The organism is Maribacter sp. MS6, assembly GCF_056839185.1.
Genome location: NZ_CM166389.1, coordinates 1,155,289 through 1,177,893, shown reverse-complemented (window position 1 = coordinate 1,177,893; position 22,605 = coordinate 1,155,289). Strand labels below are relative to the sequence as shown.

The 22,605-nt window shown below is 39.6% G+C and carries 23 protein-coding genes; 11 read left to right on the top strand and 12 right to left on the bottom strand.

Translation table 11 applies throughout. The features are described 5' to 3' along the window. Positions 1-125: 125 nt before the first annotated feature. Positions 126-866, bottom strand: coding sequence for a bacteriorhodopsin-like (locus MS6x_RS05305; RefSeq protein WP_482605860.1), 741 nt, complete (start codon positions 864-866; stop codon positions 126-128). Between the two features lie 87 nt (positions 867-953). Between MS6x_RS05305 and MS6x_RS05300 the strand changes: the two genes are divergently transcribed. After that, positions 954-1,856 carry a Brp/Blh family beta-carotene 15,15'-dioxygenase gene (locus MS6x_RS05300; RefSeq protein ID WP_482605858.1) on the top strand — a complete coding sequence of 301 codons (903 nt, stop codon included), beginning with the start codon at positions 954-956 and terminating at the stop codon, positions 1,854-1,856. Here MS6x_RS05300 and MS6x_RS05295 read toward each other — a convergent pair. From MS6x_RS05295 to MS6x_RS05285, 3 genes are all read right to left on the bottom strand, one after another. Then, positions 1,853-4,378 carry a TonB-dependent receptor gene (locus MS6x_RS05295; RefSeq protein ID WP_482605857.1) on the bottom strand — a complete coding sequence of 842 codons (2,526 nt, stop codon included), beginning with the start codon at positions 4,376-4,378 and terminating at the stop codon, positions 1,853-1,855. The genes MS6x_RS05300 and MS6x_RS05295 overlap by 4 nt on opposite strands. After that, complete coding sequence (locus MS6x_RS05290; RefSeq protein WP_482605855.1) at positions 4,356-5,270, bottom strand: FecR family protein; 915 nt, start codon at positions 5,268-5,270, stop codon at positions 4,356-4,358. The genes MS6x_RS05295 and MS6x_RS05290 overlap by 23 nt, the downstream gene beginning before the upstream one ends. 223 nt (positions 5,271-5,493) lie before the next feature. Next, positions 5,494-6,000 (bottom strand): RNA polymerase sigma factor, encoded by a 507-nt coding sequence (locus MS6x_RS05285; protein ID WP_482605853.1) that lies wholly within the window; start codon positions 5,998-6,000, stop codon positions 5,494-5,496. Positions 6,001-6,115: 115 nt separating this feature from the next. Between MS6x_RS05285 and MS6x_RS05280 the strand changes: the two genes are divergently transcribed. From MS6x_RS05280 to MS6x_RS05265, 4 genes are all read left to right on the top strand, one after another. After that, the gene (locus MS6x_RS05280) at positions 6,116-7,885 is read left to right on the top strand and encodes a hypothetical protein (protein ID WP_482605851.1); all 1,770 of its coding nucleotides are present in this window, start codon (positions 6,116-6,118) and stop codon (positions 7,883-7,885) included. Between the two features lie 68 nt (positions 7,886-7,953). Beyond that, positions 7,954-8,403, top strand: coding sequence for a hypothetical protein (locus MS6x_RS05275; protein WP_482605850.1), 450 nt, complete (start codon positions 7,954-7,956; stop codon positions 8,401-8,403). Positions 8,404-8,668: 265 nt separating this feature from the next. After that, positions 8,669-9,997, top strand: a complete 1,329-nt coding sequence (gene ffh / locus MS6x_RS05270) for a signal recognition particle protein (protein WP_482605848.1) — start codon at positions 8,669-8,671, stop codon at positions 9,995-9,997. Positions 9,998-10,044: 47 nt separating this feature from the next. Continuing rightward, positions 10,045-10,929: a bifunctional 5,10-methylenetetrahydrofolate dehydrogenase/5,10-methenyltetrahydrofolate cyclohydrolase gene (locus MS6x_RS05265; protein ID WP_482605847.1), complete on the top strand. Its 885-nt coding sequence runs from the start codon at positions 10,045-10,047 to the stop codon at positions 10,927-10,929. Positions 10,930-11,138: 209 nt separating this feature from the next. Here the strand turns inward: MS6x_RS05265 and MS6x_RS05260 are convergent, their stop codons facing one another. After that, complete coding sequence (locus MS6x_RS05260) at positions 11,139-11,285, bottom strand: hypothetical protein (protein WP_482605846.1); 147 nt, start codon at positions 11,283-11,285, stop codon at positions 11,139-11,141. A gap of 106 nt (positions 11,286-11,391) precedes the next feature. Between MS6x_RS05260 and MS6x_RS05255 the strand changes: the two genes are divergently transcribed. The 4 genes from MS6x_RS05255 to MS6x_RS05240 all read left to right on the top strand — a co-directional run bounded on the left by MS6x_RS05255 (position 11,392) and on the right by MS6x_RS05240 (position 15,258). Beyond that, positions 11,392-13,119, top strand: coding sequence for an alpha/beta hydrolase-fold protein (locus tag MS6x_RS05255; RefSeq protein WP_482605845.1), 1,728 nt, complete (start codon positions 11,392-11,394; stop codon positions 13,117-13,119). Positions 13,120-13,125: 6 nt separating this feature from the next. After that, on the top strand, positions 13,126-13,746 hold the full coding sequence (locus MS6x_RS05250) for a DUF2306 domain-containing protein (RefSeq protein ID WP_482605843.1): 621 nt from the start codon (positions 13,126-13,128) through the stop codon (positions 13,744-13,746). Positions 13,747-13,783: 37 nt separating this feature from the next. Further along, complete coding sequence (locus MS6x_RS05245) at positions 13,784-14,755, top strand: aldo/keto reductase (RefSeq protein WP_482605842.1); 972 nt, start codon at positions 13,784-13,786, stop codon at positions 14,753-14,755. A 65-nt stretch (positions 14,756-14,820) separates the two neighbouring features. Then, complete coding sequence (locus tag MS6x_RS05240) at positions 14,821-15,258, top strand: DUF1569 domain-containing protein (protein WP_482605841.1); 438 nt, start codon at positions 14,821-14,823, stop codon at positions 15,256-15,258. 70 nt (positions 15,259-15,328) lie between these two features. Here MS6x_RS05240 and MS6x_RS05235 read toward each other — a convergent pair whose 3' ends face one another. The 5 genes from MS6x_RS05235 to MS6x_RS05215 form a co-directional block, all read right to left on the bottom strand. Next, positions 15,329-15,754 carry a VOC family protein gene (locus MS6x_RS05235; RefSeq protein WP_482605839.1) on the bottom strand — a complete coding sequence of 142 codons (426 nt, stop codon included), beginning with the start codon at positions 15,752-15,754 and terminating at the stop codon, positions 15,329-15,331. Between the two features lie 31 nt (positions 15,755-15,785). Continuing rightward, the gene (locus MS6x_RS05230) at positions 15,786-16,625 is read right to left on the bottom strand and encodes an alpha/beta fold hydrolase (RefSeq protein ID WP_482605838.1); all 840 of its coding nucleotides are present in this window, start codon (positions 16,623-16,625) and stop codon (positions 15,786-15,788) included. 189 nt (positions 16,626-16,814) lie between these two features. Beyond that, positions 16,815-17,180: a cupin domain-containing protein gene (locus tag MS6x_RS05225; RefSeq protein WP_482605836.1), complete on the bottom strand. Its 366-nt coding sequence runs from the start codon at positions 17,178-17,180 to the stop codon at positions 16,815-16,817. An 84-nt stretch (positions 17,181-17,264) separates the two neighbouring features. Beyond that, positions 17,265-17,819 (bottom strand): hypothetical protein, encoded by a 555-nt coding sequence (locus tag MS6x_RS05220; RefSeq protein WP_482605834.1) that lies wholly within the window; start codon positions 17,817-17,819, stop codon positions 17,265-17,267. 31 nt (positions 17,820-17,850) lie between these two features. Beyond that, on the bottom strand, positions 17,851-19,356 hold the full coding sequence (locus tag MS6x_RS05215) for a helicase HerA-like domain-containing protein (protein ID WP_482605832.1): 1,506 nt from the start codon (positions 19,354-19,356) through the stop codon (positions 17,851-17,853). A 178-nt stretch (positions 19,357-19,534) separates the two neighbouring features. On the opposite strand from MS6x_RS05215, the gene MS6x_RS05210 reads away from it, so the two are divergent. After that, positions 19,535-20,167 (top strand): 7-carboxy-7-deazaguanine synthase QueE, encoded by a 633-nt coding sequence (locus tag MS6x_RS05210; RefSeq protein WP_482605830.1) that lies wholly within the window; start codon positions 19,535-19,537, stop codon positions 20,165-20,167. 225 nt (positions 20,168-20,392) lie between these two features. On the opposite strand, the gene MS6x_RS05205 is transcribed toward MS6x_RS05210, so the two are convergent. Next, positions 20,393-21,268 (bottom strand): hypothetical protein, encoded by an 876-nt coding sequence (locus MS6x_RS05205; RefSeq protein WP_482605828.1) that lies wholly within the window; start codon positions 21,266-21,268, stop codon positions 20,393-20,395. 43 nt (positions 21,269-21,311) lie between these two features. Next, positions 21,312-22,025 carry a class I SAM-dependent methyltransferase gene (locus MS6x_RS05200; RefSeq protein ID WP_482605827.1) on the bottom strand — a complete coding sequence of 238 codons (714 nt, stop codon included), beginning with the start codon at positions 22,023-22,025 and terminating at the stop codon, positions 21,312-21,314. A 74-nt stretch (positions 22,026-22,099) separates the two neighbouring features. Here MS6x_RS05200 and MS6x_RS05195 point away from each other — a divergent pair, with 74 nt between their 5' ends. After that, positions 22,100-22,594, top strand: coding sequence for a YkgJ family cysteine cluster protein (locus tag MS6x_RS05195; RefSeq protein ID WP_482605826.1), 495 nt, complete (start codon positions 22,100-22,102; stop codon positions 22,592-22,594). Positions 22,595-22,605: the final 11 nt, after the last annotated feature.

The following is a 22,605-nucleotide window of genomic DNA, read 5'->3' as shown; positions in this document are numbered from 1 at the left end:
TTAAGGTTGTAACTATTGTCGGTTATCCTATTGATGAGCTCTTAAAACTAAGAAAGACCGCCAAAGGCGGTCTTTCACATAGCAACTTAATATATAACCAACTAAATAGGGTTGCTAAGTAGTAATTAAGCAGTTTTTTTGGTCGAAGCTACGGCTGCTGCGTAAACGACTAGTCCGAATCCAATTTTATTGATAGCATCACCAATGTTGTAAATAACATCCATGTTTAGCCCTAAGTTTCCAAGTCCATCATACCACCCTGGTGTACCAGCCATATATCCCAAGGGATAAATTGCCCATCCCACAAGTACGAACCAACAAAGCGCTTTGTGCGCAGTTAAAACTGCTCCACCTGCTTGCTCTGCGAGCTTTTTCGCACTTCCAAACCATATTTCGTAAACGATGTAAAAATACGCTAATCCTGAAATTAGACCCCAGAACGCTGGCCCACTTCCTGTATTATATACTGCTTCTCCAAAGTATCCGGTTACCAACATAACTACCGATGCGGCAATCAATTTCCACATTAGAGATTGTTTAGCTCCGGCAACTTTAAGAATTAGATAGAACTCCACACACATTAACGGTACGGTAAGCACCCAGTCTACATACCTAAAGAATGTTGGCGATTCCCCTACGGTTGCCCAATAATCTCGCATGTACCAATAATGTACCGCGGCGATAAATGTAATAATACCCGATACAAGTATCGAGGTCTTCCACTTTCTATCGAAATCGTTCATAGAAAAGAAGAAAAAGGCCGAAGCCGCCATCATGGCCATACACCCTACAAAGAAGGTAAAGCCAACATAATCATTCGTAGCCATTTTGGTTACGAGCGAAAAAGAAGTCATTAAATTTTCCATATATTTAGTTTTTTAGATTTTGTTGAAGTAAATTTACAAATACCTAAACAATAATTGTTTAATAAATATGTTAAATTATTCAACAAATTGAAAAATAATAGACTCTTAAATATCGAACTCGAGAGTTTCGCGATTGTGGCTACCTTTTTTTCGTTGTGGTTATCCGTTGTTTTTGAAAGTTCTATTGAGGATTTTCTTGCCTTTACACTCATACTCACCTTTGGCATCCTTCATGGATCCAACGATATAAAGCTATTGGAAAGGAGCAATAAGCATACTAAAACAAAAAAAGAGCTGCTTAAGGCCTCTTTTTATTACGCAGTCTTTATCGTTGGTAGTGCCCTATTGTTCTATTTTCTGCCCACTTTATCTTTGTTATTGTTTATTGTGTTCAGCGGTTATCATTTTGGGGAACAACATTGGATTTCAAAAATTAGACAACGCTCCATATTCAACTATACATTTATTGTCATCTATGGTATTTTCATTTTATTTTTAATTTTTTCTGCGCACAGCGTTGAGGTTTCACAAGTAATCGAGAAGATTTCCAGTTATGATTTACCTAATACAATCTATCGGTCAGGAGCTCTTGTACTAGGCGTGTTTACCGGTGTGTTCGGTAGCTATGGGTATTTTAAGAAAAATATTGAATTCAATCCTTGGAAACAGGTGTTTTTTCTTTTGGTATTTTATATAGTTTTCAACACTGCTTCCCTTATGTGGTCCTTTGCTATTTATTTTATTTTTTGGCATTCCTTACCATCTATGCTAGATCAAACACGGTATCTGTATGGGAAAGTGAGTGCAGGGACGATTAAAAAGTATGTAATTTCCTCTTTCCCGTATTGGTTGGTTTCCGTTTTAGGAATGGGTATTTTTATTTACCTCTTTAAGGATAGACCAGAAGCCTCATTAGCTCTGTTTTTTTCATTTTTGGCAGCTATTACCTTTCCGCACGTTCTGGTAATTAATAGACTTTACAAAAGCTAGAATCGAATCCTAAAACTTGCATTTGGGGTGACACCCAAAGAAACGCGTTCCACTCTTTCCACTTCATTGGCATCGTTCAATCTAAAGAAAGTATTTAGATTATTCCTTCGGTTGGTAAAGTTGAGAACCGAAACTCCGGCAGACGCTTTAACCGAATTACTCACCGAGAAATCGTAGATAGCTGAAACGTCCGCTCTAAAATATTCGGACAACCTGGTACTGTTAGGTGCTGTATATATAATTTGGTTCGGCACGGTACTATCGTCAACTGAATTAGGAACATCGGGTAGGGTATAGGGTCGTCCGGAACGGTAGTTAAAGCCCAGCCCCAATTTAAGGCTCTTGTAGGTGTAGTTTCCGGCCAAGGTAAGCGAATGGGTGACGTCAAGATTATTAGGGAAAGTGTTTGGGACAAGTGTATTAAACGTGTAAACATTCTCATTAAAGGTATAACTGAGCCACGTGCTATACCTATTCGACTTTTTATTAAGGAGTAATTCTACCCCTTTTATCGCATAGCTGCCTACTTCGCCGTTAAATTGATTTTGGTTCTGAAACCCTTGTGTGCTAACATTGATTCCGTTTACTTCCTTGTAAAAGGCTTCCACACCCGCATAGAAACTATTTTGGTCATAGTTAAAACCCCAAGAACCTTGTTTACTCTTTGTAATTGGTAGACTTTCTCCATCAGCAAGCACCCATCTACGTTTTTCTATTCCTAAAAAGTTCTGCTCTAAGTCTATAACCTGATTCGTAGTCTGACTTTTGAATTCCCCCAAGAGCTCAGTTTTGAAAAACGGAAACAATTCATAGCTAACATTAAGTCTGGGCTCTAGCAACAGTTCGGAAAAGGTATCTATATTTTGTATGAAGTTGAAGCGGCCTCCGGCCCTTGCCATAAGTTTTTGGTTTGGCGATTGGTAGCTTAATTCTGAATACAGCGAGTGGTTATAGACTACGCCTTTTATGTTACGGATGAAAGTTGGCTCGTTAAGATCTGTTCGGTTCGCTATCCCTGTTTCTGTTATTTGATAGCCATTGTCCCATTTTAGGTCTTTATTAAGTTTAAATGAGGTATTGAGTTTAGCACTTTTTTCAATAACCCGATTGTTTTGAATTAGCCTTTGTCTTGCGTCATTGGAAATACTTAAAGCGTTTAACTGATAATTGGTGTAGTATAAACTCAATTGCGTGGAAAAAGCAATGCTCCAGTCGCTTTCTAGAATACCGCCAAAGGAAAGATTAGTCTGATCCAAGGAACTTTGGTTGGTTATGCTTCCGTCTATCTCGTTTTCCTGATAGTCTAAGTTGTTCTTCATATGTATCAGGCTCAAGCGAAGGCGATGATTTTCATTCATATCATACATGATCTTACCCGTAAAGTCATAAAAGTAGAAATCACTATCGGCTTGTACCTCGGTATCCTGAAAAGCTTTTTGGGAGAATGTGTTGTACGTAGGGGTGTCAATAAAATCGGTATGTGAACGCCTACCGGAAAATTGTACGGCAAGGTTGTCCTTAAGTGAAATTTGGGCGAAAGCATCGCCACTAATAAGGTTAAACCCCGCTCCACCAAAAAATGTATTTTCTACGGTGTTTTTGGTCTGCATATTCAATACACCACTCACACCATCTCCATATTGAGCGCTCGTACCATTTTTAACTACGGTGACGTTATCTGTCAAATAAGGATTAAAGGCAGATATTAAACCGAAAAAATGTCCGGATTGGTACATTTTAATTCCGTCCCACAAGATGAGGTTCTGATCGTTTGTGCCGCCTCTTATATTAATGTCGGACACCGTTTCGTCCACGCTTTTTATACCGGGGAGAGACTGTATGCTTTGTAATATATCAGGTTCGCTAAGCCCAGGAAGAATTCCAAAACCTGAGGTATTGAGTACTATGCTGCCATCCGTTAGTTTGGTTAATCCTTCTGTTAAGAATTTAGAAACAACAACTTCTTCCAATTCTTGATAGTTCTGCACCATAGCAATTATGGAGCAGGGTTGTTCAATGAGATTTTCTGCAGGTACAAATAGGGTTTTAAAACCTATGTGTTTGATTTGTAGCGTGGCGGTTCTGGGAATATCCGAAAGGGAAAATTCACCATTAAAATCGGTTATTATTGCTTGGGGGTTTCCTAATACCTGTACGGTAGCTCCAGGTATCGTATTCTGTTCAAAATTATCGCGAACCTTAGCACATATATTTACGGTCTTACTTTTAGAAATACTGTAGTACCTGTCACTTAATTTTTGGATATTTAATTGCGTATGGCGCCTGATTTGCGCCAATATCGTGTCCAAGCTATTTCCAGAAGGTTTAACAAGTTCAATCCCAATGAGGTCGCTATCTAAGTATGAAAATTTTACTTGATAGTCTTTTTCTAACTCTTTAACGAGTGCAATGACACCAATGGAAGTATTAGGCATTTGTTGGGCTATGCCTTTTCCTAATTGAAGCAAAAGACCAATAAAAAAAAGACAAAAAGTAAGTTTATTCAGGTGCGTTTTCCTCATAAAATTGCACGTTACTCCCCTCTAAAGTAAACTTAATTTGAAGAGGAATACTAATACTTTTAAGTGCAAGGTCCGTATCCGTGTTGCTGAATGATCCCGTAAAGAGCATGTTGGTATCCACTCCTTTACTCTTTACTGTTATATTATGCTGCCGTTGTAACTCGGCCAAGACATAGTGTAAAGGAATACTCTCAAAACTACTTTCGTCTTGCATCCAGGAGGGGTTTCCGTTTATTACTACGCTACTTTTTGAGGATTTTCCGTTAACTACTATCATAGAATTCCCGGCAGGTAGTTTAGTTTCTTGCCCGTCATAAGTAACACTTACCAAACCTTCAAAACAGCTAACTTCAAAGAAACCTTCTCTGTTTTCTACATTAAATTGGGTTCCCAATACAGTAACGATTCCTTGGTCGGTAGTTACGGTAAAGGTGTTTCCTTTGCTTACCTTAAAGAATGCCTCTCCTTGTAGGACAATATTTCGTTTTTTGTTCCAGTTTTTTTTATCGTAAGACACCTGTGATTCTGCATTTAATAAAAGCTCTGAAGAATCCGGTAATACAACTTCTTTGGTTTCCGCATATTGGGTAGCCACCGACTCGTTTAGCGAGTTTAGATAAAAATAGGCACTCCCTAACACTACGGCTACTACTGCTGCAACCTTTAGGAAGGATTTAAATGGAGACAGGGTCACAACCTTTGGTTCATTCTGTGCGCGCTGGCCTTTCAGTTGCTCCCAGGCTTGGTTTGTGTCAAAATCCGGAGCTTCCAAGTTGTTAGTAGTATTTAGGATTTTTTGGTACGTGGCATACGCATCGGACTTCTTAAACTCCGAAAGTTCTGCTTCCGAAAGTTCATTGTTGAGCCATTTTGCCAGGTAATCTTCTTGCATCAGTTCTAACTTTATACGTTAATAACAATTCCTTTTATAAAAACCCTACTTTGTATCCCTAATTTAAAATTTAGGAAAAAGTGAAAAAGTACTGTTTCGTTCTAGATGTAGCCATACTATAACTACTCCCTTTTGATTTTATCTATTCGTTAATGAGCACTTTTAAATTGTAATTTTTTTCACAATCAACCTAAAACCACCTAATACTCACTAACAGCTTATTTCAAATTCCATCAATCTTTTCTCTTAGACTTTTTAGGGCCAAATGCATCCGTTTTTCTATTGCTTTTATACTTACCGCTTCCAGTTGCGCTATTTCTGCATACTTTAAGCCATCTATTCTGTTCATTAAAAATGTAGCACGTTGGTTTTCCGGTAGACTGTTCAAAGCAGCATCAAGTTTCTCCTTGAACTGGTTCTCCTCTAGGATGAATTCTGGATTTTCATTGGTAGTCTTTAGGGTTTTATCGGCATATTTTAGACGTACTTTTTCGGCTTTAAGTACATTTAGATATAGGTTATTGGCGACAGTATACAAAAATGACTTTGCTTTTTTAGGTGGAACCTTGGCACAATTCTCCCAAAGTTTCATGAAAGCTTCTTGCACAGCATCTTGAGCCTTCTCTTCATTTCCATACTTGTAGAAAATATGGTTGAAAATTATTTTGGAGTTGGTCTGGAATAAACCCTGGAAAACCATTTCCTCACATACATGTTCTTTGTTGTCCATTTACAAAGGTTGGATTTTTCCTTAAAGATATTTTAAAAAAACTTAACCAAAAAAGTAGGGTATTTTTGTAGGGGGTTGTTTTAGGATGGTACGAACAATAAATATCCAAATCGTTATGAAAAAGTTTTTTAGTTACACAGTGTATTTGAGCCTACTAATGGCCGCGTTAAGTTTTACGTCTTGTCAAGAAGAATTTGAGGAAATTGGTGGAGAAGCAAAAGATCAGCCAATTACATCTAGTTCTTCTACCGCTAAGTTAATTGAGAATACCTCTACTAGGGATGGCTCTTTTGATAATATAGTAGATGGAGCGAGTTGCTTTGATATTAAATTCCCTTATACTGTTAAAGTAAACGGTTTGGAAATCACTATAGATTCGAGGGAAGATCTTCATTTAATCGAAGAGATTTTTGACCAGGTCGATGATGACACGGACTTTCTAGAAATTTTCTTTCCAATAACAATTACCGCTGGTGATTTTACAGAAATTACTATTTCTAGTTTTGAAGAATTAAGGGAGTTGGCTGCTGAATGTAAAGAAGGTGGTGATGATGATGATATTGAGTGTATAGACTTTGTGTACCCTATGACGGTGTTTACTTTTGATGCAAGTTTGGAACAAACAGGGTCTGTGGTTGTTGAAAGCGATAGGGATCTTAGATTGTTTTTTAAAGGTCTTGATGACGACGATTTCTTGAGTTTTGATTTTCCTGTTTCTTTGAAGCTTTATGATGATACTATCGTTGAGGTGAATAGCAACGCGGAGTTAGCACGGACTATAGAAGGTGCGCGAGAAGCTTGTGATGAAGATGATGATGATGACTATAATGATGATGATTTTGACAAGGATGACTTTAATGAAGAATTGGTAGAGTGTGTTTGGTTCGTTAAAGAATTTAAAAGGAATAGTGTTGATCAGTCAGGGCAGTATGTAGATTATATCTTCAACTTTAAGGAAGATGGAACAGTGGTAACAGGTTTTAGAGGCGCTACAACTATAGAGGGTACTTGGAGTACCACGGTTAATGATGATGGAGCCAAACTGAACATGGAATTTGATTTATCTGTTGATTTTAATTTAGAATGGAATGTGTATGACATTGGAGATGACAGAATTAAATTATTCAATGGCGAAGGTAACCGTATCATCATGAAGCAAATTTGTGAGGAAGACCTGCCAGAGATTAATCCCGAATCAATCCGAGAGATTTTAAGAGAATGCAACTGGGTAATAAAAAGAGTTAAAAATAATGGCAATCAAATCAATAGATTACTTGGAAGTGAGTTCGAATTTCAGGCTGATGGTGTAATCACCTTGACCCATGAGGAAACCGTTTCTGAAGGTACGTGGGCCATAACTACCAACGCACAAGGCCGTTTTGTAGTTGCAATTACTATGGGTGATGAGCCAGGTGTTAGCTTTGAGTGGTTATTATCTGATTTAAGAAATAGATTTGTCAAGTTTAATGTTGAAGGAACAGCCTATGAACTTGTGATCGTACGAGACTGTGAAGGTGACGATGACGACGATGATGTAGTCTACATCAGAAGTTTATTCAATAACGTGGAGTGGAATATTGCTTACTTTGCTGAAAATGGTGATGAAACTACAGAGGCGTATGCCGATGTTAAATTGTATATCGCTAATGACGGAAGCTTAGAAGTTAGAAATAGTGAAGGAGAGGTCTTTAGCACTGGTAGGTGGTTCGCTTATAGAAACTCATCTAGTAACAAGTTAGAGCTAATTATTTCCTTTGCGCAGGGTAGTAATTACCTTCCATTGGCAAATGATTATCAAATTTTGGAAATCATGGAAAATAGAATGGAGCTCAAACATGAAAACGAAGATGGTGGTTATGATCACTTGATTTTAGAAAGAGAGTAATAAATATAAGCTTCTGGGAAGTAATTCCCAGAAGCTATTTTAGTGCCCTAAACTTTAATTGGATTCCTATGAAATTAGAAAATTTTTACATCAGTGTTTTTTTAATGATGAGCCTTATATTTATCTCTTGTGAATCTTCTGATGATGAGATGGAAACAACAGAGGTCAGTGTAACGGATATTCAGGCTGCCGTCATATCCGGTCCATGGATCGTTACCTTGTATGAGGAAGATGGCCTTGACGAAACTATGGATTTTGCTAGCTTTAGTTTTACCTTTAATGAAGGTGGTGTTCTAAGAGCCGACAGTGGTAATAACTCCATCAGCGGCGCTTGGTCAATTACCTCGGACGATGATGATTCCAAACAGGATATCGATTTTAACATCTTTTTTTCATCCCCTGAAAATTTTTCGGAGCTTTCGGAAGATTGGGATATCGTTTCTTTTAGCAACACTAGGATTGAACTAGAAGATACGGACGATGTGGAGGTAGATCGACTTGTTTTAGAAAAGCAGTAATATATTTAGTATTAGCGATAAATTATGATAGTAAACATCCAGATATACACCGCCAACAGTAAAGAGTTGGGCCTCGTTGGCGGTGGTGATGGAGTTTAAAAACTGGGAATTGTTATGAAAACGTAAAACCTTTTTTGCCCCACATCCCAGAAAGAGTGCTCATGAAACATGTGCGCTCTTTTGTTTTATAGAATTTTAGCGTTCATTTCAGCTACTTAGCGTTGATATTGTTAAATTTGCATTCCCCTTAAAATTGCGATAAAATATGTTTGATAATTTAAGCGAAAAGTTAGATAAAGCCCTTCACGTCCTTAAAGGGCATGGACAGATTACTGAAATCAATGTAGCGGAGACCACGAAGGAAGTTCGTAGGGCACTTCTAGATGCCGATGTTAACTTTAAGATTGCCAAGGAATTTACCAATAGGGTAAAAGAAAAGGCATTGGGACAAGATGTACTAACCACCTTGCAGCCGGGCCAATTAATGGTCAAGATTGTTAAGGATGAACTTACCCAGCTTATGGGCGGGGAATCCGAGGGAATCAATTTATCGGGAAATCCATCCGTGATTTTGATGTCTGGACTTCAAGGGTCGGGTAAGACTACGTTTTCAGGTAAATTGGCAAATTTCTTAAAAACGAAAAAATCCAAAAACCCACTGTTGGTAGCTTGTGATGTGTACCGTCCTGCGGCAATCGATCAATTGCATGTGGTTGGGGAGCAGATAGGTGTTCCTGTATATTCGGACAGGGAAAATACAGATCCTGTTGCTATTGCGAAGGCAGGGGTTGCCAAAGCAAAGGCCGATGGTCATAACGTGGTCATTATAGATACCGCGGGTCGTTTGGCCGTGGACGAAAAGATGATGGCGGAGATTTCCGATATCCACAAAGCCATACAGCCTCAAGAGACTTTATTTGTTGTGGATTCCATGACAGGTCAAGATGCTGTAAATACTGCAAAAGCATTTAACGATATTCTTAATTTTGATGGGGTTATCCTCACCAAATTAGATGGTGATACTCGAGGTGGTGCCGCTATTTCTATTAAATCTGTTGTTGACAAACCGATTAAGTTCATAGGTACTGGTGAAAAGATGGAGGCTATAGATATCTTCTATCCATCCCGTATGGCAGATCGTATTCTTGGAATGGGTGATGTTATCTCATTGGTAGAGCGCGCGCAAGAACAATTCGACGAAGAGGAGGCCCGCAAGATTCAAAAGAAAATTGCGAAGAACAAATTCGGTTTCGATGATTTTTTAAGTCAGATTCAGCAAATCAAGAAAATGGGGAACATGAAGGACCTCATGGGTATGATTCCCGGTGCTGGAAAAGCGTTAAAAGGATTGGATATAGACGATGATGCGTTTAAGCATATAGAAGCGATAATCCATTCGATGACGCCGGACGAGCGTTCCAATCCATCTAAATTAAACGCAAGCCGTAAAAAGCGCATCGCAAAAGGAAGCGGAAGAGATGTACAGGAGGTAAACCAGTTGTTAAAACAATTTGACCAGATGAGCAAAATGATGAAAATGATGCAAGGTGGTGGGGGTAAAAAGATGATGCAGATGATGCAGAATATGAGGTAAGTTGTTCCTGTAAAGTAAATAGTAAGCAGTAATTAGCACATATAAAGATGGAAATTCTCGACGGTAAAAAAGTATCCAATCAGATAAAGGAAGAAATTGCTGCTGAGGTGGCAAAAATGAAAGCGAACGGCGAAAAAGTGCCGCATTTGGCAGCTATCATCGTTGGGAACGATGGAGCTAGTTTAACCTATGTAGGCAGTAAAGTAAGGTCTTGTGAGCGTGTTGGTTTTGAATCTACTTTGGTTCAAATGCCCAGCACCACATCGGAGCAGGAACTCTTAAAGAAAATTAAGGAACTTAACCTGAACGATGAGATAGACGGGTTCATCGTACAACTGCCATTACCAGAACAAATAGATACACAAAAGGTGATTATGGCCGTGCATCCGGATAAGGATGTAGACGGATTTCATCCAACCAATTTTGGTAAAATGGCCCTTGATATGAGCACCTTTATTCCCGCAACACCTTTTGGTATTCTAGAGTTATTGGAGCGTTATAAAGTAGATACCAAAGGAAAACATACCGTAGTAATCGGCAGAAGCCATATTGTAGGTAGGCCCATGAGTATTTTGATGGGAAGAAAAGGTTGGCCAGGAAATTCTACCGTTACTTTAACGCATAGTCACACTAAAAACATAACCCAGATTATCTCGCAAGCAGATATCGTGATTTCGGCATTAGGTGTACCCAATTTTCTAAAAGCAGAAATGGTAAAGGACGATGCCGTGGTCATCGATGTCGGAATTACCCGTGTACCGGATGATTCTAAACCCAAGGGGTATTATATTACTGGAGATGTCGATTTTGAGAACGTGAGTAAAAAGGCATCTTTCATTACACCCGTCCCAGGAGGTGTTGGTCCCATGACAATTGCTATGCTTTTAAAGAATACCTTATTAGCTAGGGAGCGTCACCGCAGTCGTGATTAGACTTTTAGTAAAGAACTACGGATTAATAGCTACTATCCCTGAGACAAGCGCAGGTATTTCTCTACCATAGCCGTAAAGGAAAATCGTAGGATTTTAAACCCGAACCCCAGTTTTAGCTATCTTGTTTAACACGGCCATATTAACAATTTTGGGAATACGTTAACCATGGCGTTTACGTTGTAAACGAAATAAGCGCTAAACTTCTTTTCCTATCTCGGCAATTCAATTACAGTTCTGCCCGTTGCCGCAGAATCTACAGGCGTTATGAAATCGATATCGTTACTATCGTCGTAATCGCAACTGTTTAGGCCTATTATTCCTGTCACAAGGAACAAGGAGAGGAGTAGTCTTTTCATTCTGTTATAATTTTGGGATTTAGCCTAAAACAACAACGCCAAAAATGTAGTTTTGGTATTTGTTCCTAAGCTACAATAGCGTATCTTTTTACAAACATTTTTGGCCATGCAAAAAACCATCCTCCTATTACTTGCTATTACGTTGCTATTTTCCTGTAAAGAAGAATTGAAATCCACGAACTCGGTAAACGTTTCTTTTAGTTCTGACGTTGGCGATTTACCTAAAGACGGCCGACTGCTGCTTATGTTTTCTAATAACGACGAAAAAGAACCTCGTTTTCAGATTAATGATGGGCTAAACGGACAATTGGTTTTTGGTATGAATGCGGATGCTATGGCACCTGGTGTCCCTATCACTTTTGACGATACAGTGTTTGGTTATCCGTTTTCCAGTTTAGCGGAAATACCTGCTGGAGAGTATAACGTGCAAGCGCTTTTGCACGTTTATGAAACATTTAATCTGGCTACCGGGCAAACGGTAAAACTTCCAATGGATAATGGTGAAGGACAGCAGTGGCAGCGGTCTCCCGGAAATTTATACAGCAAACCATTTAAGATAAGAGTGGCGGATAATGGCATAGCCAATGTTGAAGTTGTCATGGATCAGGTGATTCCTCCTATAGAAGAACCAAAGGACACCGAGTGGATAAAGCACATCAAGATAAAATCGGAAAAACTATCCAAATTTTGGGGTAGGGATATGTATTTGGGAGCGCACGTTCTCTTGCCAAAGGGATTCGATGAGCATCCGGAGGCCAAATATCCCTTGATGGTATTCCAGGGTCACTTTCCAAGTGACTTCGGTGGATTTCGGACAACCCCACCGGACCCAGAAATGAAACCGGAATATTCCGAACGTTTTAACCTAGAAGGATATAATGTTATTCAACAACAGGAAGCATACGATTTTTATAAACGCTGGAACGAACCCGATTTTCCAAGAATGTTGATTATAGAAATTCAGCATCCAACTCCGTATTATGACGATTCTTATGCCGTAAATTCTGCAAATCAAGGCCCGTATGGCGATGCCATTACCTACGAACTTATTCCACACATAGAAAAAGAATTTAGGGGAATGGGCGAAGGCTGGTCTAGGTTTCTATATGGTGGTTCTACAGGCGGTTGGGAAGCTTTGGCCGCACAGGTAAAATATCCGGAGGAATACAACGGCTGTTTTGCTGCCTGTCCAGACCCGATAGACTTTAGGGCCTACTGTCTCACAAATATTTATGAGGATCAGAACGCTTACTACTATGATAGTGCGAACAAAAAGCTGGAGGTGCCTTCGCATCGGGATTATTTGGGCGACATACAAGCCACCGTCCGTGAAAGCAACCATTTGGAACTCGTATTAGGAGACAAATCTCGTTCGGGGCAACAATGGGATATTTGGGAGGCCACCTATTCGCCCCAAGGGGAAGATGGCTATCCGGTGCGGATTTGGGATAAAATGACTGGTGAAATTGACCATTCTGTTGCCGAGTATTGGAAAGAAAACTATGATTTAAGACATATCTTGGAAAGAGACTGGGATAAGTTGGGCGAAAACCTAAAAGGCAAAATACATATTTACTGTGGGGATATGGATAATTACTATTTGAACAATGCCGTTTACCTCATGGAAGATTTTTTAGAAAGTACGACCGAGCCATATTATGGTGGAGAAGTATTGTACGGAGATCGAGCAGAACATTGTTGGAACGGCGATCCGGAATTGCCCAACGCCATCACCAGATTGCGCTATAACAGCATGTACGTGCCAAAAATTATGAAGCGCATAGCGGAAAGCGCACCAAAAGATGCCGATTTAACCAGTTGGAGGTATAAATAGGAGCATATGAACAATACGAATAAGGTTGCTTGGTTTGTCTTTGTCGCTTTGGCAATCTCCATTGGATTATATCCGTTATTCTATCTTTTTGTAGACCGTGAGTTTGGTTTATTGGCCTCAAAGAGTGAATCCCTTTTATCGAATGTATTTTGGAATATTGGTTTTTATGGCCATATTCTCTTTGGCGGTATCGCTTTGTTAATAGGATGGATGCAATTCAGTAAAAAAATGAGAACCCATAATTTGAACAGGCATCGTCTAGTAGGTAAGATATATGTAGGTTCTGCCCTAATAAGTGGGGTTTGCGGTATTGGGATCGGGTTTTTTGCCACTGGAGGTGTTATCGCTGCCATGGGGTTTATTTTGTTAGGTATTTTTTGGTTGTACGCCACCACTACCGCCTATAAAGCGGTGCGCAGTGGCGATATAGAACTCCATCAAGCTTTCATGATTTATAGTTATGCCTTATGCTTTGCAGCAGTAACCTTACGAATATGGTTGCCTTTGCTAACGATAGGGTTTGGTGACTTTGTTCCGGCCTATCGCGTTGTGGCATGGCTATGTTGGGTGCCTAACGTTATTTTTGCCTATTTCTGGGTGAGGAGAAAAGGCTTGCAATTGGGTTGAAATTATTACTAAAGGAAAAACGAAATAATATAATAGAATGAAGTACAGAAGATTTGGTCGCACCGATTGGCAGGTAAGTGAAGTCGGTTATGGTATGTGGGGAATGGCCGGTTGGACGGCTAGTGATGATGCCCAGTCCGCAAAATCATTGGATGTAGCAGTTGAAAATGGTGTCAACTTTTTTGATACCGCTTGGGGCTATGGAGAAGGGCATAGTGAAGAATTGCTAGGAGATTTAGTCCGAAGGCATCCTTCAAAAAAATTATATACGGCGAGTAAAATTCCGCCCAAAAATTTCCAATGGCCCGCAAAACCAGAGTATCTGTTTGAGGATTCCTATCCCACAGAGCATATCATGGATTTTACCCATAAGACCTTAAAGAACTTGGGAGCTGAGCAGCTAGACCTTATGCAGTTTCATACCTGGGACGATGGCTGGAGCGAACGCGAAGAATGGCAACGCGCTATTGAAGATTTAAAGACCTCGGGTAAAATTGCTGCCATGGGGATAAGTATGAACCGCTGGGAACCAGAGAATGGTATAAATGCCCTCAAAACAGGAATGTTAGATGCCGTACAGGTCATTTATAACATATTTGACCAAGCACCGGTGGACCATCTTTTTCCCTTATGTGCCGAAATGGATATCGCTACCATAGCCCGTGTACCTTTTGATGAAGGCACATTAACGGGAACTATGACAAAGGATACAACCTTTCCAGAAGGCGATTGGAGAGGCACCTATTTTGTGCCGGAAAACCTGATTTCTTCCGTGGAACATGCAGATGCGCTCCGACCGTTAATTCCTGAGGGAATGACTATGGCCGAAATGGCGCTTCGATTTATATTAATGAATGATAATGTGGGCACGACCATCCCTGGTATGCGCAAACAACGCAATGTATTGGCAAATACCGCTACGAGTGACGGGAATGGTCTACCTAAGGAGCTTTATGATGAGCTTTTAAAGCACCGTTGGGACAGAGTTCCTACGGAATGGTCTCAGTAAGGAAACTTATTTATTTTGTTGAAGTTCAATTAAGAATAGGATTTTATTAGTTACATGTTGAAAAAATGAATTTATCAGAAGAACAAATAGAGGATTTTTTTGAAAGAATAGATAAGTTGGATTGTTCGCAGAAACCTAAATTCGGACTAATGAATGTCAATCAAATGGTATGTCATTGTGCCGACTTTTTTAGAATGGCAAATGGAAATAAAAAACCGAAGGAATATGGAGTTATACATCCTAATGAAATTCTCAAACTTTCTAATTCTCGAAAGACAGTTCCTGCTCCCAAAGGATTTGGACAGACCGAAGGAGACGGAACTTCTCCTACTGACTTAGAAAGTGACAAGAAAATTCTGAAAGAATATATTCTCGAATTTTCAAAAATGGACCAGGATTATGAATTTGCAGAACATCCTTATTTCGGTAATTTGGACTTAAAACGTTGGGTTGAACTTGTTGTTTATCATCTAAACCATCACTTAAAACAATTTAATGTTTGATTTGGGAATGATTAAACAGTTTTGTCCACAACATCAACAGATCGCTTTGTTTTGCCTCTTCGCAAAGACATTATTTCGCAAACAACTGTCCCATATCCTTAAACGCTTTAAACTCCAGCGCATTTCCGGCAGGGTCTAAAAAAAACATGGTCGCTTGTTCGCCTACTTCACCCTTAAACCGCACGTAAGGTTCAATCACAAATTTTACGCCTTTGTCTCGCAACTCGGAAGAGAAGCTTTCAAAAGTTCCCCATGGTAGTACAACGCCGTAGTGTGGAACAGGTACATCCTTCCCATCCACAGGGTTGCTGTGTACCTCTGTTTCTTCTGCTTTAGGTTTGTAATGAATGACCAGTTGGTGTCCAAATAAATTAAAATCTACCCAATGATCGCTACTGCGTCCTTCTTCGCAGTTTAATACTTCTCTATAGAAAGTTCTGCATTCTGTAAGGTTGTGGACCGGTATGGCAATGTGAAATGGTGTAACGGAAGACATAGGCTATTTGTTTATATAAATTTACATCATTTTAAGAACCTAAAAAAGAAACAATTTGCTCATTTACTTCATCTTGGTGCATGGAGTGTCCTAAGCCTTCCGTAGTAATCAATTGACTGCCTCTCCATGCGGCGTGTACTTGTTCGGAAGCGTGGTAAGGCGTAATGAGGTCGAAGCGGTCATGAAACAACAATCCCGATTTGGTATTCGTTTGTACGAATTTAGAAGAAGAAATTTCTTTTTGTGTAAAACCAAACCGCTTTGTAAAATATTCTGCCAATGCTCTGTCAACACGATTATTGAAACCTAGAAGTTCTTTGTAATGGGTGAAAATCGCATGATATTCTGAAGGCGAACCAACGGTCACTATCTTATTAATATTTGGTTCTGGGTTCAGGTACTCATTGTACAGCGCAGTCATGCCACCAACGGAATGCCCTACAATATGTTTGGGCAAATAGGTTGCTATGACTGTCTGTAGTGTTTGGGCATATAAGTGAACATACATGTGTGTTCCGCTGGAATATCCGTGGGCCGGGGCGTCAAAAGCAATGATATTAAAATCTTTGGCTTGTAGTTTTTCTATGAGTTTGTGCCAACGCCAGGCATTGCTCTCCCAACCATGAATCAGCACCACGGTTTCTTTGGAGCCTTTCCAGCGGTAAGTTTGTATTGTGTGATCGGCAATATCAAGTTGCCTATCTTTTGCTGAATCTAGATAGTCTTTCTGGTGCGGTAGTACCCTTCCTTTTCTAACTTTGGAAAATATATGGAAGGCTTTTTTAGCCGCTTTATTTGGTGAAATAAGGGCATATGCGTTTAAGAATACACCATAAAGTTTCTGGATTGTTTGGGTAAGTTGTTTTTTCATAGTAATTGGAGCACAAAAATACGTAAAGCTTTTTATTTTGAGAGCTTGTAACATATAGTTCTGATTACTTACTCATAGCGGCTACGATGGTAAAATAAAGGGTAAAACTAGAAAGTGATCGAAAGAAATAGAACGAGCAAAAAGTACGTGTCGCATATGGTAGTTATAGCAATTTAAAAGCTACGAATACTATGAATCCCTGTTAGCTTTATCCAAACTAAAGGCAGGCGTGCAAACAGAAATATATTCGCAAGCCTCCTCGAAAGGATTGGAATATTGAACTTTTACGTTCTTACTAATTTTAATGGATTCCCCGGCATTTAAAACAATGGCTTCGCCATCGATTACCACTTGTTTCTTACCGTTTACGACTAAGGTATATTCATCAAATTTCGGAGTTTGTGCCGGCTCGCTCCATCCGGGCGGAGCAATCATGTGGGCAATGCTAAGGTTGTCGTTACCGTCTGTAGCTTTGCCAAAGTGCTCGGCAATATATTTATTACCCGTAGTAGGCACTATAAAAGGGGATTTTTGGATTGCGAATTTTTCGCTCATACTAAGGAATCTACGTTATTGGTTTTTATAGAACAAACCTTAAAATTTTCAGGTTTAGCGATAAGCATGATCGAACAGCTAACATCAATCCCACCCCACCATCATGTACTTGATTTTTGCAGCATCGGGAATTTGTACTTCCTCTACGCTTGTGTTCGCATTATAGCGCAAGCTGGCGGGTAGTTCTGCCTTATCTATTGTAAAATAAATATCGTTCTCTTTGAGCAGAATAACGACATTGTTGATAGAGGTGATGATTTTCTTGATTTTATATTTTTCCTTGATGTCCTTAAAGGTACTATTTATGGTTATTCCATTGGCTGTCGTAAACCGTGGATCTTTTATGAGCACGTTCTGTATCGTTGGGATACTATCTAAATTTGGAGTAATAGTTAGTAAATGGCTTCCACCTTTTTCGAAAATTTTAATCTTACTTGCACCGCTGCCATAGTTTAGCTTAACCGTATCCATGACCAAGGAGTCTTCAGCGTAGATAAGTTCCAGGTCTCGTGCCAAGCTTTCTTTTTCCAGTTTTCCAATATGATTGGAGGAAATCAAAAAATTCGGGTCTTTTTCTTTTTCGCATTGGGTGGCAAGTAGACCACTAAAAATAAGTAGGATTGTTCTAATCGATTTCATTAAGTGTATTCGTTGTTTGATGGTTTAGTGTTTAACGCATTACTTTTTTAAGCACCCCTAATACACCTCTTATAAAAGTAGCGCTGGTAAGTACCTTGATAATTGGGTTCTGCCTTGTGCTGGTTCTAGAACTTGTTCTTCTTGCGCTGGGTTTTGCTTTTTCTTTTTCGGCCAGGGCTTCTGCTTTTTCAATTTTTTCATTCAGTATTTCGTAGGCGCTTTCACGATCTATAATTTCTCCATACTTTTTTACTAGTTTAGATTTGTCGATTACCTCGTTTAGTTCCTTGTCCGTAAGAATATCCATACGACTCATGGGTGCCCGTAATAAAGTGGCCGCAAGTGGGGTTGGCCTTCCTTTCTCGTCCAATGCAGAAATCAGCGCCTCTCCGATTCCTAAGGAAGTCAGTACTTCTTTTGTGTTGTAAAACTCTGAAATAGGGTAGTTTTCCGCAGTCAATTTTATCGCTTTCCTGTCTCTTGCCGTAAATGCTCTTAGGGCATGTTGTACTTTAAGTCCTAACTGTGCAAGCACTTCATTTGGAACATCTGTAGGGTTCTGGGTTACAAAATAAAGTCCAATTCCTTTGGATCGTATCAATTTTACAATACTCTCTATTTGATCTAACAACGCTTTTGAGGCTTCCTTGAAGATGAGGTGTGCTTCATCAATAAAGAGAATCAGTTCTGGCCGGTCGCTATCGCCTTGTTCCGGAAAGCTATCATAGATTTCAGCCAATAAACTAAGCATAAAGGTCGAAAACAACTTGGGCCGGTCTTGAATATCGGTCAATCTAAGAATATTTATGTAGCCTCTACCATTTTCATCTATTCGGGTGAGATCGTCTACCTCAAAGGACTTTTCCCCAAAGAATAAATCGGCACCTTGTTGTTCCAGTTCAATTATTTTCCTAAGAATAGTGCCTGTAGAACTTGTAGAAATACGCCCGTACTCTTTGGCAAACTCGGCCTTACCGGTACCAGTGGCATATTGCAATACTTTTTTAAAATCCTTAAGATCTAACAATGGCAACTTATTATCGTCACAGTACTTGAATACAACGGCAACGATACCCTCTTGGGTTTCTGTAAGGTCTAAAATACGGGATAACAGGGTAGGTCCAAACTCGGAAACCGTTGCCCTCATTTTTACGCCATCTTGTTTCGAAAGGGAAAGGATTTCTACCGGAAAACTTTTTGCTTCAAACGGTATCCCTATTTTAGCATGGCGTTCGTCAATTTTTACATGTCCCGGACTTGGCTGTGCCAATCCACTTAAATCCCCTTTTAAATCCATCAACAATACGGGAATACCTTTTTCGGATAGGTTTTCTGCTAAAACTTGCAAGGTTTTTGTTTTACCCGTTCCGGTAGCCCCGGCAATCAGTCCGTGGCGATTTAATGTTTTTAAAGGGATTTTCACCAAGGCATTGGTAACTGCCTCTTGGTCTAACATGGCAGCTCCCATCGTTATAAAATCGCCCTTGGTCGTGTATCCTTTTTCAATATGTGCAAAGAAATCTTCTTTGGAAGCCATCTTGTTTATTTTTTGATAAAAATAGCTGATTTTGCTGAATGCGGCGGTACATTTTCCATGGGGTTATCAAATGTAATTAACAGCTATGTTTCTATTCTTGGTCTTCAACACGCTCTTAACCTAAAATAGGAACCTAGAGTTATTAATTTTTAGAAATTGTTATGCTTATCTTTGCCCGATGGAAAAACAAGAGGTACTAGCCTTGGTAAACAAAGGAGTTATGCTTCCATTAATGGAAGAGTTTTACACCATACAGGGCGAAGGTTTTCATAAAGGAACTGCTGCCTATTTTATACGTGTTGGTGGCTGCGACGTAGGTTGCCATTGGTGCGATGTGAAGGAAAGCTGGAATGCAGATACCCACCCGCCCACTAATATTGATCATATCGTGGAAAACGCCGCCAAGTATTCGGATACTATCGTTGTTACAGGTGGGGAGCCGCTAATGTGGGATATGACACCGCTGACTACTGCTTTAAAGGCAAAACAGCTAAAAACCCATATAGAGACCTCTGGTGCATATACATTAAGTGGAGATTGGGATTGGATTTGCCTTTCCCCTAAAAAGAACAAATTGCCCGAAGGAAGGATTTACGATGAGGCCCACGAACTTAAAGTAATTGTATATAATAAACATGACTTTATTTTTGCCGAGGAACAGGCCGCAAAAACCAATACCGACTGTATTTTATACCTGCAGCCAGAGTGGAGCGTTCGCGATAAAGTAACCCCAATGATTGTGGATTACGTGATGAAAAATCCCAAATGGAAGGTGTCCTTGCAGACGCATAAGTATTTGAATATTCCTTAAATAGTAGGGTTTTAGTTATTACACGTTTTTTAAAGAGGTTAAACCCCAATGCTCACTAATAAAATTAGCAGCTTGGTTTTCTGTGAGTCATGATGACAACCTGTGCTGGATTGACTTAACTATGAAAAACGCCTAATCTATTTGAATTTAATAATCTAGATGGTTTTGCGCTCTAAACGGCAAGGAAGTGTTGTGGGCCTAAACGCCAAACCTAGCTTGTAACGGTTATCTTCCGCCGTTCGCCTGTAGGTCTAGCATACATTCCGTACTCAAGGCAACCGCATTTCCCTTAGCTGTCTTCGATTTCAGCATGCTCAAAACTGTAGTTCCAGAAAGATTACAGATAGATTGTAATCCCCTTAAGGCTACACCGCCTTTTCCGGTTCTACTTCCCAATTGCAGTTCTGCACGCATCAAACAACCAGGCACATCGCAATGGTTGTTTCCGGTTAGTTCTCCTTCTTCATTTTCCGATTGGGATTCATGGGGATTAACCATTTCCGTGCCCAAATTTACCAATCCAAATAAGTGTCCAAACTCATGGTTTAAGGTAGCTGACTCTATATCTTCAACCGATATGGATGAACTCTGTGAGGCTAATCGTATAATTGTATCCTTATAGATAATCATGGAAGTGTTTCTATAAACGGCACCTACCGTTACCAAACCCTCGGCCATGTCGTCATCTTCAGATGGCGCATCAGCAAAATAAATATAAATGGCCAAGGTCCTACCATCGTTATATGCCGTTCGATTATCCTTCTCTAAGTCTGCAATTTCCTGTAGTTCCAAATCTTCTTCGTCCGGAGAGTCCAGCTCCAAATACCGCACTTCTATGTCTTGTTTAAAAGTATGTTGCCTTAGGAAATCGGTAAACTGGGCTATAGCACCATCTGTTGGTTTAAAACCGGAAACGTAGCCTATTTCGATTAACATTTTATCAAAATTGGTATTGGAAAGAATATCATTTGCAGAATCTCCCGTTGTTCTTAGGTTTGCACTTCTATCTATTGTCACTTCTCTCTCGTTACTCTCATTTTTGGAGCATGCCAATAGGAGTATGCCTAACGTAAATAGCAGCAGAAATTTGAAATTCTTCATAGTCAATTTTTATAGCAATTTATTGCAAAAAGTATGCCCCGAATTAGTTTTCAAGGGTTAGTCTTGCCAAATAATCATGATGTTCGCCTTCAAACACCAGTTCACAAGTAAGGCCATTAAACTCCGAAGCGCGTCTTAAGGTATTAAAATCCAAATAGAGCCAGGGAAATTCATCGCTTTTTAGTTTTTTATATTCCATGTTAAACCGAACTTCTCCATAATAGGCCACATCGTCCGGAATCCAATATCCGCCATCTTCGTCAGTTTCAAACATATAGAGGATATCGCTAGAGTCCAAGATAATTTGTCCATCTTCGTTCAAAAGTGATTTTAGTTTGTTTAAAAATACGTCGATATTTTTTAATTCCCCCGCAATACCAATGCCGTTCATCAGCAATAGCAAGGTATCAAACGTGCCTAGGTCAGTTTTTAGCAGGTCTCCTTTATGGTATTTTTTGATGCCTCGGGCCTTGCATACTTGTATGGCTCCTTCGGATTGATCTAAACAGGATACATCAAAACCATGTTCTTGTAGATATAAACTATGGTTGCCGGCCCCACAGCCAATATCCAGGACAGTACCCTTACAGAGTTTTAAAGCTTCCTTTTCAAGGTCGGGCATTTGGGAATAATCCCTAAAAAGATAGGGGAGCGGTAACACATCTTTTTCGTCTAAGGATGAATACGTGGCGATGTCCCCAAAATAGTTTCCATTGTAATAATCCAGTAAAGCAGAGCCTAGTATATCTTTTTTCAAAGTGATGGTTTTACCTTACAAAAATCCCGATTTTTGGAACGACTTCCCTAGTTTTGAATCGAAATTTTTATCTGATGGAAAGAATTATAGCGGAATTACCACTCAAGGCCAAGGAAAAGCAAGCCGAGAATACCAAGTTTTTTGCCAAACTGAAAAAGAAGCCGCCTAAAAATATAGATTATGTAATGGCAGAATTGCACGAGGAAGAATTTAAACGAACCGACTGTCTTACCTGTGCCAATTGTTGCAAAACAACCGGGCCGCTTTTTACCAATGCGGATATTGAGCGTATTGCAAAACACTTTCGGTTGAAACCTCAAAAATTTATTGAGACCTATTTGCAACTAGATGAAGAGAACGATTATGTGCTGCAAGAAGTTCCATGTGCATTTTTAGGGGCGGACAATTATTGTTCTATTTATGATGTAAGGCCCAAGGCATGCAAGGAGTTTCCGCATACGGATCGTAAAAAGTTTCAGCAGATTAGTAAACTTACTTTGAAAAATATTGCCATTTGCCCCGCTGCTTTTAATATTGTTGAGGAAATGAAAAAGAAAGTAATGATTTAATGGACTATTGC